The sequence below is a fragment of the Pseudomonas sp. E45-MNA-CIBAN-0222 genome (assembly GCF_040310405.1).
GTDB lineage: Bacteria > Pseudomonadota > Gammaproteobacteria > Pseudomonadales > Pseudomonadaceae > Stutzerimonas > Stutzerimonas stutzeri_AC.
Window position 1 is genome coordinate 371,844 of sequence record NZ_JBEOPU010000001.1, and the last position, 14,818, is coordinate 386,661.

General features: G+C 65.3%; 13 protein-coding genes. 5 read left to right on the plus strand and 8 right to left on the minus strand.

The features are described from left to right. Window positions 1-20 precede the first annotated feature (20 nt). Both nhaA and AAEZ08_RS01650 read left to right on the plus strand, forming a co-directional pair. On the plus strand, window positions 21-1,886 hold the full coding sequence (gene nhaA / locus AAEZ08_RS01645; protein WP_023093419.1) for a Na+/H+ antiporter NhaA: 1,866 nt from the start codon (window positions 21-23) through the stop codon (window positions 1,884-1,886). 25 nt (window positions 1,887-1,911) lie between these two features. Next, window positions 1,912-4,563 carry an excinuclease ABC subunit UvrA gene (locus AAEZ08_RS01650; protein WP_023093420.1) on the plus strand — a complete coding sequence of 884 codons (2,652 nt, stop codon included), beginning with the start codon at window positions 1,912-1,914 and terminating at the stop codon, window positions 4,561-4,563. An 80-nt stretch (window positions 4,564-4,643) separates the two neighbouring features. Here AAEZ08_RS01650 and mobH read toward each other — a convergent pair whose 3' ends face one another. Then, the gene (mobH, locus tag AAEZ08_RS01655; RefSeq protein ID WP_023093421.1) at window positions 4,644-6,482 is read right to left on the minus strand and encodes a MobH family relaxase; all 1,839 of its coding nucleotides are present in this window, start codon (window positions 6,480-6,482) and stop codon (window positions 4,644-4,646) included. A gap of 317 nt (window positions 6,483-6,799) precedes the next feature. Between mobH and AAEZ08_RS01660 the strand changes: the two genes are divergently transcribed. From AAEZ08_RS01660 to AAEZ08_RS01670, 3 genes are all read left to right on the plus strand, one after another. Next, window positions 6,800-7,426 (plus strand): hypothetical protein, encoded by a 627-nt coding sequence (locus AAEZ08_RS01660; protein WP_023093422.1) that lies wholly within the window; start codon window positions 6,800-6,802, stop codon window positions 7,424-7,426. A gap of 12 nt (window positions 7,427-7,438) precedes the next feature. Continuing rightward, window positions 7,439-8,071 carry an RES family NAD+ phosphorylase gene (locus tag AAEZ08_RS01665; protein ID WP_023093423.1) on the plus strand — a complete coding sequence of 211 codons (633 nt, stop codon included), beginning with the start codon at window positions 7,439-7,441 and terminating at the stop codon, window positions 8,069-8,071. 85 nt (window positions 8,072-8,156) lie between these two features. After that, window positions 8,157-8,522, plus strand: coding sequence for a DUF3742 family protein (locus AAEZ08_RS01670; RefSeq protein ID WP_023093424.1), 366 nt, complete (start codon window positions 8,157-8,159; stop codon window positions 8,520-8,522). Window positions 8,523-8,533: 11 nt separating this feature from the next. Here the strand turns inward: AAEZ08_RS01670 and AAEZ08_RS01675 are convergent, their stop codons facing one another. The 7 genes from AAEZ08_RS01675 to AAEZ08_RS01705 all read right to left on the minus strand — a co-directional run bounded on the left by AAEZ08_RS01675 (window position 8,534) and on the right by AAEZ08_RS01705 (window position 14,814). Next, on the minus strand, window positions 8,534-10,054 hold the full coding sequence (locus AAEZ08_RS01675; RefSeq protein ID WP_023093425.1) for a conjugal transfer protein TraG N-terminal domain-containing protein: 1,521 nt from the start codon (window positions 10,052-10,054) through the stop codon (window positions 8,534-8,536). Window positions 10,055-10,069: 15 nt separating this feature from the next. Beyond that, window positions 10,070-10,426, minus strand: coding sequence for a hypothetical protein (locus tag AAEZ08_RS01680; RefSeq protein WP_023093426.1), 357 nt, complete (start codon window positions 10,424-10,426; stop codon window positions 10,070-10,072). Continuing rightward, on the minus strand, window positions 10,423-11,817 hold the full coding sequence (locus AAEZ08_RS01685; RefSeq protein ID WP_023093427.1) for an integrating conjugative element protein: 1,395 nt from the start codon (window positions 11,815-11,817) through the stop codon (window positions 10,423-10,425). Before AAEZ08_RS01685 ends, AAEZ08_RS01680 begins: the two co-directional genes overlap by 4 nt. 9 nt (window positions 11,818-11,826) lie before the next feature. Beyond that, window positions 11,827-12,774 carry a TIGR03756 family integrating conjugative element protein gene (locus AAEZ08_RS01690; protein WP_023093428.1) on the minus strand — a complete coding sequence of 316 codons (948 nt, stop codon included), beginning with the start codon at window positions 12,772-12,774 and terminating at the stop codon, window positions 11,827-11,829. Continuing rightward, complete coding sequence (locus AAEZ08_RS01695) at window positions 12,771-13,217, minus strand: TIGR03757 family integrating conjugative element protein (RefSeq protein ID WP_023093429.1); 447 nt, start codon at window positions 13,215-13,217, stop codon at window positions 12,771-12,773. The genes AAEZ08_RS01690 and AAEZ08_RS01695 overlap by 4 nt, the downstream gene beginning before the upstream one ends. A 162-nt stretch (window positions 13,218-13,379) precedes the next feature. After that, complete coding sequence (locus AAEZ08_RS01700) at window positions 13,380-13,874, minus strand: JAB domain-containing protein (protein WP_023093430.1); 495 nt, start codon at window positions 13,872-13,874, stop codon at window positions 13,380-13,382. A gap of 175 nt (window positions 13,875-14,049) precedes the next feature. Next, the gene (locus AAEZ08_RS01705; protein WP_023093431.1) at window positions 14,050-14,814 is read right to left on the minus strand and encodes a DsbA family protein; all 765 of its coding nucleotides are present in this window, start codon (window positions 14,812-14,814) and stop codon (window positions 14,050-14,052) included. Window positions 14,815-14,818: the final 4 nt, after the last annotated feature.

Here is a 14,818-nt window from a genome sequence, read left to right on the forward strand (position 1 = left end):
TACAGGAACAGGATAAGAACATGTCAGCCACTTCTTTCGGTGCATCCTCGGCGAATATCAGCCGGGGACGCGTTGCCCGCTATCTGCGCACGGAGTCTGGTGCTGCGGTGCTGCTGGTGATCGTCACGGTCGTGGCGCTGGCGTGGGCGAACTCGCCGCTATCCGATGCCTATTTCGCGTTGTGGCACCTGGACGTCGGGTTTGACTTCGGGCCGCTGGGCCTGCACATGGATCTGCATCACTGGGTCAACGACGGCCTGATGGTGGTCTTCTTCTTCCTGATCGGCCTGGAGGTGCGTCAGGAGTTTGCCCACGGATCGCTCAGGGACCGCAGCCGTGCCCGTCTCGCTCTGATCGCGGGTGTCGCAGGTGTCGTGCTTCCCGCGCTGGTGTATGTCCTGATCGTGGGGCTGGCCGGAAGTGAGGGCCTGCACGGGTGGGGGGCGGTGGTCGGCACCGATACGGCATTCATGCTGGGCACCCTGGCGATCGTCGGCCCGCGGCTATCCGGTCAGTTGCGCGTGTTCCTGCTCACCCTGACCGTGGTCGATGACTTCCTCGCCGTGTCCATCATCGGCATCGTCTATAGCGAGGAGATTCGGATCGTCCCGTTGTTGATCGCCCTCGCCAGTCTCGTTGCGTTGTGGTGGCTAGGGCGCACCCGCCAGTGGCGGGCAATGCCGTATGTGCTGATCGTGATCGTGCTGTGGCTCGCAACCGTGTACTCCGGCATCCATGCCTCTCTCGCCGGGATGGCCGCGGGGCTGCTGATCCCCGCCTACGCGACGCAACGTCACAAGGTCGTCGCGGCAAAACAACTGTTCCGCGACTTCTGGCAGTCTCCGAGTGCCGCATCGGCCCGCGCGGTGGACTGCGGGCTGTCCCGGGGTATCTCGGTGAACGAGCGATTGCACGAGTTCCTGCGGCTGCCGACGGCGCTGCTGATCGTGCCGGTGTTCGCCTTGGCGAACGCCGGAGTGGACGTGCGTGGCGGGCTGCTCGCCGAGGCCTTCGGCTCGCCAGTCACGTGGGGCGTCATCGCAGGGCTCGTGCTCGGCAAGCTCCTGGGCATCGGGCTCATCACTCTCGTCGCCGTCCGTCTCGGCCTGGGCCGGCTGCCCGAGGGCGTCGGGGTGGGGAGCGTGTTCGGTGGTGCGGCACTGTCCGGGATCGGGTTCACCGTGTCGCTGCTGATCATCGGGCTCGCGTTCGGCACGACCTCCGACCTGGGCCGCCAGGCGACGGTCGGCGTGCTCGTGTCGATGGTGTTCGCCACGTTGCTCGGGTGGCTGATCTTCAAGGTCGCCGCCCAGCGGTGGGGTGAGAAGACCGCTGACCTGCCGATGGTGCTTGAGCCACCGGTCGATCCGGAGATCGATCACATCCGCGGGCCGGAGGACGCCCAGCTCACACTCGTCGAGTACGTGGACTTCGAGTGCGCGTACTGTGCGCACGCCACCGGTTCGTGGGACGATCTGCGCGCCCACTTCGGGGACGACCTGCGGTATGTGGTGCGCCATCTGCCGCACCACCCGCACGGGCCGATTGCCGCGCGGGCGTCCGAGGCAGCGGCGAACCAGGGGATGTTCTGGCCGTGGCTGGACTTCGTGTTCACCCGTCAGCATGCGCTGGAGCGCGAGCATCTGATCGGCTACGCCGCCGAGCTTGGGCTCGACGTCGAACGGTTCATCGCGGATCTCGACAGCACCGCGGTGATCGAGCGTGTCGAGCGCGACCTCGCCAGTGCGGTCGCCAGCGGTGCGCACGCCACGCCGACGTTCTTCGTCGAGGGTCGTCGTCTGCGCGGCAGCTACGACGCCCGCACTGTCACCGCGGCGCTCGAAGCCAGTCGCCGCGGCCCCCGAACTCAGGAAGTCCCGTCCTGAGCGGGACGAACTACAGGATAAAAACATGCCAAACAATTCTTTCGGTGAATCCTCTTGTACGGCTGCGGCCAGCGGCATGGTGGAAGTGCGCGGCGCGCGCGAGAACAACCTCAAAGAGGTGGACGTTTCCATCCCGCGTAACGCGCTGGTGGTGTTCTCCGGCGTTTCCGGCTCCGGCAAGTCCTCGCTGGCCTTCGGCACCATCTACGCCGAGGCGCAGCGGCGCTACTTCGAGTCGGTGGCCCCCTATGCGCGGCGCCTGATCGACCAGGCCGGCGTGCCGGACGTCGATGCGATCGACGGCCTGCCGCCGGCGGTGGCGTTGCAACAGCAGCGGGGCTCCAGCAACGCGCGTTCCTCCGTGGGCAGTGTGACCACCCTGTCCAGCCTGGTGCGGATGATGTATTCGCGCGCCGGCGCCTACCCAGCCAACCAGCCGATGCTGTACGCCGAGGATTTTTCGCCCAACACGCCGCAGGGAGCGTGCCCGACCTGCCACGGCCTGGGCCATGTGTACGAGGTGACCGAGGCCATCATGGTGCCCGATCCCTCCCTGAGCATCCGCGAGCGGGCGATCGCCTCCTGGCCCCCCGCCTGGCAAGGCCAGAACCTGCGCGACATCCTGGTCAGCATGGGCTACGACGTTGACCGACCGTGGAAGGACCTGCCGAAGAAGGATCGCGACTGGATTCTGTTCACCGAGGAAACACCGACAGTGCCGGTGTACGCCGGCTTCACGCCCGCCGAAACTCGCGTCGCGCTCAAGCGCAAGATGGAGCCGAGCTACATGGGCACCTTCACCGGCGCCCGGCGGTATGTGCTGCACACCTTTGCCAATACCCAAAGCGCACTGATGAGAAAGCGCGTGTCCCGGTTCATGGAGGGCAAGCCGTGCCCCACCTGCCACGGCAAGCGGCTCAAGCCCGAGGCGCTGTCGGTCACTTTCGCCGGCGTGGACATCGGCGCGTTCATGCAGATGCCGCTGGACCAGTTGGCTGCCTTGCTCGAACCCATTGCCCAGGGCGATTTCCGCGCCCATGCAGCGGGGGAGGCTACGGACAAGGAAGCGACCCGACGCGACCGTGCCGAACGCGCGGCCTCCGGCCGTGCCGTCCATGCGGTATCGCCCGACGTGCGCCGCACCTCCGCGCTGTCGGAAGAAAAGCGCCTCGCCGCGCAGCGCCTGGCCGGCGGTGTGATGGCGCGCCTGCGTCAACTGCGTGGGCTGGGCCTGGGTTACCTGACGCTGGACCGGGCCACGCCGACGCTTTCGGCCGGCGAGTTGCAGCGCCTGCGGCTGGCCACGCAATTGAGTTCCCTGCTGTTCGGTGTTGTGTACGTGCTCGACGAGCCCTCGGCGGGGTTGCACCCCTCCGACAGCCAGGCGCTGTACGACGCGCTCGACCGGCTGCGTGACGCCGGCAACTCGGTGTTCGTGGTCGAGCACGACCTGGACCTGATGCGCCGCGCGCAATGGCTGGTGGATGTGGGGCCGGATGCCGGGGAGCGTGGCGGCCGCGTGCTCTACAGCGGCGAGCCGGACGGCCTGCGCAAGATTGCCGAATCGCGCACCGCCCGCTATCTGTTCGACGAAATCGCCGCGCCGGGAAGCCGGGCACGCGAAGCGACCGGCTGGCTGGAGCTTCAGGGCATTCATCGTCACAACCTGCATGGCGTGGACGCACGCATTCCGCTGGGCGTGCTGACGGCCGTCACCGGCATCTCCGGCTCGGGCAAGTCCAGCCTCGTCGCGCAGGCGCTGCCGGAGCTGGTGCTACTGCACTTGGGCCACGAGCCCGAGGACGACGCGGCCGAAAGCGCCACCAGCGAAGGGCCGGCAGTGATCGAAGCGACTGGCGGTCATCTGGCGGGCGACGTGGACGCCATACAGCGCCTGGTGCAGGTGGACCAGAAGCCGATCGGGCGCACGCCCCGGTCCAACCTGGCCACCTACACCGGCCTGTTCGACCACGTGCGCAAGCTGTTCGCCGCCACGCCCGATGCGCGACGCCGCCGCTATGACGCCGGGCGCTTCTCGTTCAACGTGGCTAAGGGGCGTTGCGAGACCTGCGAGGGCGAGGGCTTCGTCAGTGTGGAGTTGCTGTTCATGCCCAGCGTGTACGCCCCGTGTCCGACGTGCCATGGCGCACGCTACAACGAGGCCACGCTGAAGGTGCGATGGAACGGGCGCAACATCGCCGAGGTGCTGCAGATGACCGTGGACGAAGCCAGCGAATTCTTTGCGGGTGAAGACGCCGTGGCCCGGCCCCTGCAATTGCTGCGCGATATCGGATTGGGCTATCTGCGCCTGGGGCAACCGGCCACGGAACTTTCCGGTGGCGAGGCGCAGCGCATCAAGCTGGCGACCGAGCTTCAGCGCAGCCAGCGCGGCCGAAGCCTGTACGTGCTCGACGAGCCAACCACCGGGCTGCATGCATCGGATGCCGACCGGCTGCTGGTGCAGTTGCAGCGCCTGGTCGATGCCGGCAACACCGTGGTGATGATCGAGCACGATATGCGCGCGGTGGCTCAGGCCGATTGGGTGATCGACGTGGGGCCTGGTGCAGGCGCTGCCGGCGGCAGCATCGTGGTGGCGGGCTCCCCTCAGCAGGTGGCCCGAACGTCTGGCAGCCGAACCGCTCCGTTCCTTGCGCAGGAGTTGGCGCGGGCCGAGTAGCTCAGTTCGCCAAATGTTGCCAGCTTTCGCGGGGTATTGATCGTCGCCAAACGACGGTGGCGATCAATGCCCGAATCGCGTCATCCTTCCTGAGTCAGAGCAAGATAGGGATTGTTGGGCGGTATTTCGGGGAATGCCAAGGACCCATCTTCAAGGAGGTAGCCATGCAGTCGGCGGGACTTCCTCGGGCCCGTGACCTCACAGGTCCAAATGTTCAGGCCATTGGGGTGCTTGCGATGTAGCTGCAGCTTCTCGAAGCGCTTCTGCACCCACTGCCAATCCTGTTGATTCTCCTGCTTGGCGAGCGCGGCCACTTCGGGATGCTCCTGCGCATAGCGTTGGAACACACCCGGGCTGACCAGGTAGGCCGTGTCATTCACCGTATGCACGAGCGCCTTCGCGTCATTGATGATGAGCCGTCGTGAGGTGATTCCCTGCTTCAGCCAAACCATGAACTGTTCCGCGGATGGCTTCGTTGCCGATGACCCAGGCGTAGGCGCGGGTACAGGTGATGGAATGGACGTCGCGGCTGTTGCTGGCGCGGGAGGGTGGAGGAACTCTTCGGCATCCTGACCAACGCCGGCCGACTCACCCAAGCCCACCATCGCGAGCAAGTCCTCCATGACGTCGGGCACGGGCTGGGCCGCGGGCGGTGAAACGATGGTGGTGCTGTCGTCCTCCCAAATTGGAGGCTCTTGACCTCCCTGCGCTGGGTTCACCGAGACGGTTGGCGCGGGAGCCGACATGCTGGCGTCGTTTTCCGCGGGCGTCGCGTCGATCTCTACCGTGCCTGCGAAAGGTGCTGGTCGCTCGCCAGACTCCCAGATCAGCGCGGGAGCGAGACGCAACAGGGTGAACGAATGGGACCAGCCGGTCGTGCTGGTGACGGTCGCGCGCCAGACCGCTTTGCCGTCCGAGGTGGGCTGGAGCATGCCGTGGTCCTGCAGTACGTTGAACACGGCGGTGTTGTTCGCAGGAATGCCATCGATCCCCTGAGACAGGAGGTGTGCGCGCAGTTTGTCCGAGACCGTCTTGCTCACCAGCCACAAACCATCCTCGGTGAGCCAGCCATCGGAGGCTTCCGGCTGGTTCAGCTTCAACTGTTCCTTGAGCAGGTAGCGCAACCCGTCCAGCAGCTTGCGTTGCAGTGCGTGCTTGGGCGCGGCCATGGCGCGCGCCGGATCGCCGCCCAGCTCCTGGGCCACCGACGCCCGGTCTGCTTGCACGACGAGTTCCCCTAGTACACCGGCATGTTCGTACTGACCGGCCAGCACATAGAGCAGCGGTGCCCAGAGAGCCGGATAGTCGCTGAGCCAGTCCAGGACGTGGCGGTCGAGCAGTTGGCGATAGAGCAAGCCTGTTGCAGCGCTGTGCAGGCGGTATTCGCGGTCGTCACGGTAGCGAAATCGGTACGCCTGGTGCAGCGGGCCATGCCACGGATGCCAAGTACTGCCGTCGGCCAGTTCGACGTGTAGATCGACGGCGATCTTGCCAATATCGTGGAGCAGCGCAGCATAGGCGACGGCGGCGGTCCAGGCTTCGGACTGCGCCGCCTGGTCTTCGGGACTGGCACCGATGGGCAGCAGATGGGACTGCCGCAGTTTCAGGCTGTAGGCCACGATCTCCAGGCCGTGGTCGAGCATGCCGCCCGGATAGGCATGGTGATGCGCCTCGGAGGCCGGAAAGGCTTGGACCAGTTCGGCGTAGCGTTCCAGGGGCGTGCGGTACAGGGTGGCGAATTGCCGGTGTGAGAGCGACGTGCGCTGCCAGATGTGCTCCAGCAGCTTCTGCCGGCGTGGGGTGGCCAGCAGCGATGCGGCCGACTCAGGACGCAGCAGCCCTTTCGGGAGGTCGGTGACGGGTGGTGGCGTCGGTGCGGCAGCGACCGGGGGCCGTTTTCGCTGGAACAGGGAGAGCATGTGAGGTGTCCTAATGACGGGCCGACCGGGAGGCCTTTTGGCCTTTTCGAGGTAGGGCCTTTCCCCTTGCACCCCATTCCCTTGCCATTTCGACCCTTTGGCCTTTAACCGTTTCGGTATAGCGGGGCCTGGACCGCGGCTCCACCGTCAATGTGGAACCCGCTCGAATGCATTGGACGGCGACCAGGCGCTGGCCTCGGTCTATGCTGCGAAGGCGCTGCTTCCGCCGGGTACGTTGCTCTCTAGGCGTCAAAGTTGACAAACGCGACAAAGGCGACTAGAGTGAAGCCTGTCTCAAACCTACTCGGGAGATGACCATGCCCACTGCCATTGAATTCATTGCCGACCGTCTGCCGCGCGTCACGGTGGAAGATGTACGCCGCTTCGCGGATACCGTCGAAATCCGGGATGCCACGGCTTTCGCGGCCGAGTTGCAGGCGTTCGTCCACGAGCGCGTGGAAGCGGTGACACTGCCCGCCAACTTGCAGGGGGAGACCGTTGGGCAGGCCCTTGCACGCAAGGCGGCCGCGCTGCGCGCCGACACGCGCTGGGCACCGAATGAAACCGACGTCCAGCGAGGCCGTGCCGTGCTGCTGGAAACCTTCAACCAGCCGCACAACCTGCCGCCCGCGGAGTTCGCCAAGCTGGCGGACAAGTCGCGCCAGCAGATCTACAAGGACATCCTCGCGCGTCGGCTGCTGGCGCTGAACGTGGGGCCACGCGGTCAGAAGCTGCCCGACTGGCAGCTCGACCCGGTGAAACAGCAGTTGACCCAAACCGTGCTTCAGGAGGTCGAGGGTATCGATCACTGGACGATCTACCGCGCACTGTCCGAACCGCTCGAAGGCTTGGGCGGTCGCTCGCCGGTGGATGCGGTGACGCATGGCACGATCGACGACGTGGCCGAGGCCGTGTTCAACGTGCTGGGCGTTCAGGTGCATTGAAGCGAGACTGCCATGAGCCACGAGCTGCCTTCGTTCCTGATCGATGCCGGTGAACTGCTCCAGCATGTGAGCCGCGTCGTCTATCGGGGCAGCCCGCTGTACTATGGTCGCAGCAGCACCAATCGCTACGACGACCCTGCCCGAACCTACGGCGTGCTCTACCTGGGGCGCGACCTGCCCACGGCGCTGATGGAGTCGGTGTTTCACAAGCATCAGTGGCTTGATGACGCGAAGCGCTCGATCGCATTGAAAGAAGTCCAGGGCAGGATGGTGCGCGCCGTAGGGGTGATGGCCGACGTGCTTCTGGCCGATCTCACGGCACCAGGCGTCATGGCGGGCTACTTTGGCCTGAACCTGGAGCAGTTGGCCAGCCGTGGCTACACGCACACGCAGCAGGTGTCCGCTCATGTGCATGCGATGGTCGGCGACGACGGCCAACCTCTGTTTGACGGGGTACTCTATCCGTCGCGCAACAACTATCCCGCCAAGAGCATCGCCCTGTTCGAGCGTGCGGAAACGAAGGTCAGCGTCATCGAGGACATCGATCTGGTTGACCATGTGGACTGGCCGCGTTTCGTTGCCACCTACCGCATCGGCGTGGAACCCGACCCCGGCCCGATAGAACCGGATGACGAAGCGTCCTGAAGCAGCGAGAAGACACATTGGAAGCCCGAAACGGAATGAAGTGGAGCACACTGGAATAGGCATTCCTCAGTAGCAGGAGACGACCATGAACACCACAACCCGCACCAGCACCGCAGAACGTATCGGCCGCGCCTTTGGCCGTGGATGGCGTGCCTATGCGCGTGGCGAACGGCGGGTATCGAATTGGTTGGTGGCCACAGGGGTGCCTTCGGTTGGTGTCACAGTGCTGCTGTGGGCGGTCAAGCTGGCTGTGCTGGGCGCGCTGCTCTACGCCGCCTTCTGGTTCGCACTCGTGTTGCTGGGAGTCGTGGTGGCGGGATGGGCGGCGGCTGCCAATACCTCGGAAGAAGACGAGTGGCCGTTCACCGACCTCACCGAACTGCGCAAGACACCCGGCTACGATCCCAATCTGTACAACGATACGTCGCACGAGTTGTACACCGACGACTGATCGGCACCGCGCTACTTCAGCTTACCTCCGGTAAGGGCCCCAGCGCCCTTACCGCCTGCTTGGCCGGCGCTCTTGCTGCCATCTGAAAGCCCCTGGATGACGTGCCCGGCCCGAATCCCAACCCAGGTAAGGCTCGCAAGCCAAAAGCCCGGCAAGACCAGGAACATCGTGCCCATGACGAACATCAGGAGCAGGTCGCCAAAGGCATTATTCAGCCCCACCAGTGGATCGAAGTTAGTGTGTGGCCGGTTCCAGCCGAAGCCCCACCCATAGAGCGCATCGAGGATGGTGCTGTCGATCCAGCGTGCGAGTTGGAACCAGAAATCGGTGAAGAACAGCGCGAACTGCACGACGCTGACGGTGACGACCGTCTTCAGGTCATAGGTTCCGACGACCAGTACGAGCGGGATGCAGATGACCAGTGCCATCTTGAGCAAGGCAAGCACCATGGGCAGCGCCTGGCGCACCACGTCCATGGCGGGAAATGCGGCAAGTGCCCCGACCGCCATTCCTACATCCCCCGTGGCCCGCGTCACGATGTTCGGCAGGGTCTTGTCGATCTGGCCGCCGTAGTCGGTATAGACCGAACCCTGGTTGAGCTTCTGCTGTCGCGGTGACGCGATGGTACGGACCACCGAATCGTCCACCTCGGTACGGCTCAGGAACCCGGCCCAGCCCGCCAAGCGATTCAACAGGCTGGGGTCCACCTGGCTCAGCAGCCGTGCCCGCAGGCCGTTGCTGCCATCGGCCCACCACTGCCTGCAGGTCGGGTAACCGCCGCCACTGGCCACCTGCGCAAGCCCTGCGTCGCGGGTGTCGTCATAGGGCCATGACTCGCGCGCCGTGCTGGAACGGTAGCTGTCGTAGTAGCCGCCGGTATCCGTGAAAAACCTCGAACCGATCCAGGTCACGTCGTTCATTTGAGCTTCGTCCAGCTCCGGCCGCGCCATGAACAATTTAGCGCGTGCAGGTCCGTAGCAGTCGTGTGTGAAATCGGCCACTTCCTGAGCCAGAACTGGGTCGTTGATGCGGGTAGCGTCGATCTCCATGCGCATCTGTCGTAGGTCTGTCCCGCACGGAATTGCCGCCACCGAGGCGCTGGTGACGGCGCGCGAGAGCGCGTGCATGAAGGCCCACCAGACCGGCACCTTGGCACTCTGGTTGTTGATGGTGCTGAAGGACTGGGACCAGCCGGTATCCGTGGGCTGCGGCACGTTGACCTGGCACTGGGCCGAGCGCGAGCTGTCGTACTGAATGGTGTTGAGATCCACGTCGATGAAGGGGATGCCGGCGAACATCACCACTACGATGGCGACGAACACCCGGTTCTCGATGCGTGCGGCCGAGAGCACGCCCTTGTTGCCTTCGTCGGCACCCTCCGCACGGGCCTTGAGCCATTCCTGCACGATGATCGTCACGAAGGGCAGTGCGAATACCCCGCTGGATACCAGTACCGCCCAGATGCCGTTGTTGACGATCCAGGACACCAGGGTCAGGTAGTACTCCAGGTAGTCGGTCGTGAAAAGCGTCATGGCTCGGCCCTCCCCTCAACCCTGCATCAACAGGCTGGCTTCAAGCGCCACGATGGCAACGACGCCGGCGATCTCGCTGCGCACCAGGCGGCGCCGCGCTTGCGCGTCGTCCTCACGCGCAAGCAGCCGGCGACGCATCCAGACCCAGCCGTAGGCCGTCGCGCCATACAGGCACAGCCGCCAGACCAGGAAGTAGCCCGCTGCTGCCGCCAGCCAACGCTCCCAGCCCGCGACGCTTCCGACGAGGTAGATGCCAACGATGTTGGCGCTCACGGCGACGGCCGCGAGTACCACCGTCCACAGCAGCGCCTTCGCTGCGCGCCGGCTGAACAGCCAGCGCGGGCGCAGCCAGGTCGCACGCATCAGGCTCATGGCCGGCCTCCCGGATTGCCCTTCTGCAACTGATCGAGGCGGTCAGGCACTGGATCGCCTTCGTAGATGCCACGCGAGCCCGCCGCGCGCGTGCCGTGGCGCTGGATGATCGCCATGGGCGAGTTGTTCGCCAGCTCCCGGCGCAGCTCCAGCTCGGTCTTGAGGTTGCGAATCTCGCGATCGAGCGTGTCGCTCTCGTGGTTCACCGCCTCCACGGCGAGCTGGTTGGCCGCCACGTTGGGTTCCTTCTTGCCGGTCAGCAGAGTGCGTTGCAGCAGTAGCGCCTTCTCCAGCACCGACGCCAGCGCAACCTCGGACGCCAGGCGCTGCGACAGGAGGTGCTGATCCGGCTCGTCGCGCAGTGCCTCGACCACGCCGCGCGTGATGGGCAGCGACGCACTGCCGGCCTCCCGCAGGTTTTCGGGCGTCGTGTTCTTCGCCTTGGATACCAGGTCTTGGAGCGCCTGCAGCTTGGCGTCGTACTCCTCCTGGATCAGGGGCGTCAGCCCGACGCCGGGCACCGTCTCCGTCTTGGTGCAGGCGTCGCAGGTGCGCTGCTCCTTCTCGCCGAGCACCCGTGTTGCCCACTCGATGGCCGCCTGCGGCGTGGTCCAGGTTTGGCACGACAGGCTCGTGCAACTGGCCGGAGCGATTGCCGACGTGTCGGTCACCCCGCGGCCATTGACCAGGTTGTAGCCCGCGCGGGTGACGTCACCGACCACCTTGATCGCGGGCTGACCGGAGCCGCCGGCATTGCTTCCCCCGACCCAGGGCACGCCATCGTTGCCACGGCGCGTCTCGGCCTGCTCGATGGCCGAGACGGCATCCGTGCTCGACACTGCATCACGCAACGCCATGCCTTCGGCCATCTGGCTCCAGCCGAGTTGGCCGCCCGCCGTTTCGGCCATCTTTTCGGCCATGGCGCGGCACGTCAGCTTCGAGCGGTCGAAATCCAGCCGCGCTTGCAGAACGCCGTTGGTGAGCAGGTTGTAGAGGCCTGGATCTGCCCGCTGGATGATCAACGCCGGCAGGGACGCCACAGCACTCGTAGCACTCTGGATCACCGAGGACATGATCTGCTGAAAGCCATTGGTGACACCGTTGAGTTGATTCTTCAACGTGGTCTGGATGCTCATGTCGCCGCAGATCAGATTGCTGTTCCAGCCGACACCCACGCCGAGCGAGCGCATGCCGGCTGCGCGACCCATCGAAACGGCGCTGCCGCCGCCGATGGAATACATGACGTCATCGCCGATGACGTTGCCGCTGGTCTGGTAGCCCAGTTGGCCCCAGGCCACGCCGCTTGCCAGAACCAACGCGCCGGTAAGCGCCAAACAGATCCTCTTGCCACGAGCCGGTGGGGAGAACTGCATAGATTCGGAACGCTTCATCGCGACACCTCAAAGGAAATCAACGCTGCCAAGGAACACCTGTCCACGGCGTTCGCAGCAGGCATACGGCCGCCACAGCGCCCAGGCGTAGTCGCCTTGCTGGGCCTGGGTCAGGAAGCCGGTGCGTGGGAAAACCGTGCAGGACGAGGACAGGACGGGCGTGAGTTCCTGCCACTTGCCAGTCGAGGCATCACCCTCCATCAGCGCGCCGGCGGGCCAGTAGCCATCGCGGGCATTGGCAAGCAGCGGCTGGTACACGTGCAACTGCCCGCGGCGCGTGACGACATCGCCCGCACGCTGGGCCACCACGGCTCCCGATTTGTGGTCGTCGGTCTGGTGTAGGAAGCCGCCGCGGGGATACACGTTGCCCCAAAGGTTCATCGTGGTGCGTGCGCCGACCTCGCGCATGCCGGGAATCAATGCCTCCGGGTAGGCCATCTCGGGCACGTTGTAGCGCCAGGCAAGCGTGTCCAAGGTGCTGAGCAGATACGGCATGAATGCCGTTCCCGCGCCCTCGCAGAAGTAGCCCGAGGACGAAACAAACTGGTTGAACACCTCGACGCCGGGATGGCCGATCACGTCGGCGTTCTTGAATTTCGCGAGATTGTTTTCGTGATCCTCGTTCGTCGTTCCATCGCCGCCCGCTTGGGCGGACGGGTTGGCCGTACTCATCGCCCGGACTTCGACCCACGGGTTCTCGCCCGTGTTGCTGTAGCTGGAGACGACCGCATCGGGAATGTAGTGGCGCACCTTGACAGAGGTGCGCACCGTGCAGCCTCCCCAGGTGCAGTAGAGCCAGTAGCAGATACCCACCACCCGGTACTCCAAGCAATCGGGCGAGGCCACCGAGGCAACGATGGCGGTGGTGTTCAAGGCGTAGCTACCCGTGGCGCTGAGCAGCAGCAAGGAAGCCACGCCAGCCCGCATGCGGCGCATAAGGTCGAATGGCCGCTTCATGGCTGGGCCCTCCGACGCTGCTCAATGCGCGCGACGGCGCGCGCCACATCCGGCTCGCCATAGACCACGTAGCGCTGATCCACCACGACAGCCGGGATGCTGGTGATGCCCAGGCTCCATGCGTCGGTGACGCCTTGGTATGCGGAAGCGATGCGGCGCTGTAGGTCGGCGCCGCCTTGGTTCAGCCGACGCTTGACGGTGGCCGCCGCCTGTTCGGGGGCGGCGGGCAGTTCAGCAGAAAGCTCCGCTTCAATCCGGCGGGCTTCGTCCAGCTCGATCAGCCGCTCGCCGCCCATGGTCTTGACCGGGTGGTGGCTGTCGGTGACGACCAATACGTCGGCCGCGAAGATGACGGGGCTGAACACGGCCAGGGACGCCGGCAGCGCCACAACCAGGCCAAGGGTTCGCCAGCCCGACGCGAACGTGGAAAAGGATGCCGGCATGTCGCGTGCCCCGAAAGTTGATCAGGGCCATAGTCAAACGCGAACCTCATGCCACCCCAACAAACAATGCGCATCGCGGGCTGCCCGCATACCTGCTTGTCCCGCGCCAATAAAAAAACGGAGGCCGAAGCCTCCGCGAGGATCAATGAAGCAATGCGACCGTTACAGCAGGCCGGACTCCGCAAAGGAGAACGGGGAACCCTGGCCGACGATGATGTGGTCCAGTACCCGCACATCGATGAGCGCCAGCGCGGCCTGCAGTTGCTGGGTCAGCATGCGATCCGCGCTCGACGGTTCGGAGATGCCCGAGGGGTGCTGGTGGGCGAAGACCACCGCGGCGGCATTCAGCTCCAGCACACGCTGTACGACGACACGTGGATAGACCGAAGTCGCGTTGATCGTGCCCTTGAACAGCGGCTCGTAGGCCAGCACCTGGTTCATGCTGTTCAGGAACACAGCGGCGAATATCTCGTTGGGCTCAGCGACCAGTTTCAGGCGCAGGTAGTCCCGCACAGCGGCCGGTCGGCTGAGGCACGGTCCAGCTTTGAAAACCCGCCTCTCCAGCAGCACGATGGCTTGCTGGATGATCCAGTCCTCGTGTTGGGCAGCGGTGGCGGAAAGCGACTCCAGGCAGGAGTCGTTGACGACGAAAGACATGGCGAACCTCCAGACGGTGAGATCGGAGGGCGCGCGCCCTGGGAGGGCAAGCCCTCCTGGGGAACGAACAAGGTGCATCCATCACCGCGGCAGCGGTGATCGTTCGCGACCAGGATGCGAGGCGAACGGGTTGCGGTCAGCGCAGCGGACTGCGCCGTAGCCATGAAGACCGGGGCTACCTGGGCATGTCGCCGACGACGTCGGCAGGCATTTCGGATGGGGGTGTGCCGGTCGGACCATCAGCCGCCAGCATGTCCATGGCAGACAACAAGGCGTCGCCCTCGATCGGTCCCTGCAGCAGGATGGCCTGGCCCGTCTGGCGATCGAGCAGGCGCAGTGATGGAGTGGCGGTTACGCCGCTCTTGGTGGCTTCCGCAGCCTGGGCGCGGATAGCCGCACTGGGTCTTTCGCTTGACATGCACTGCTCGATGGCTGGCGTCGATTCGGGGTAGCGCAAGCCATCCGGCAAGCCCTGGCCGTCGCTGCGCGTGTGGGCATAGACCCATTCGACCGCCTGCCAGAACGCGGCATGCCCGCCAGATTCGGCTGCGCATTCGGCCAGACGTGCCTCGGCCGACGCAGCCGGCTCGTGCGCGGCCAGCGGCTGGTGGTGCCATTGCAGCGCCACGTCGGCGTTGGTGCCCACCCACCGCTTGAGCTGCGGGAAATACTCCCGGCAGAACGGGCACTCCAGGTCAGCATAGAGCGTCAGCGTGAAACGGCCTTTGGGGTTGCCCATTAGCCAGGGCGGCCCGGCCACCGGTGCCATGCTGACCGGCGTGGGCGGCTGCGGCGGGGATTCGCCGGGCGACCTCGACACAAGCCAGATCAGCAGCAGCGCGACCAGCACAGCAGCCAATGCCCAGGGCCAGCGGGGCCGCCCGTTGCGGCGGCGGAACGCCTGGACCTGCATCGGAATGGAAGGACGTTTCTGTTCCATGGCG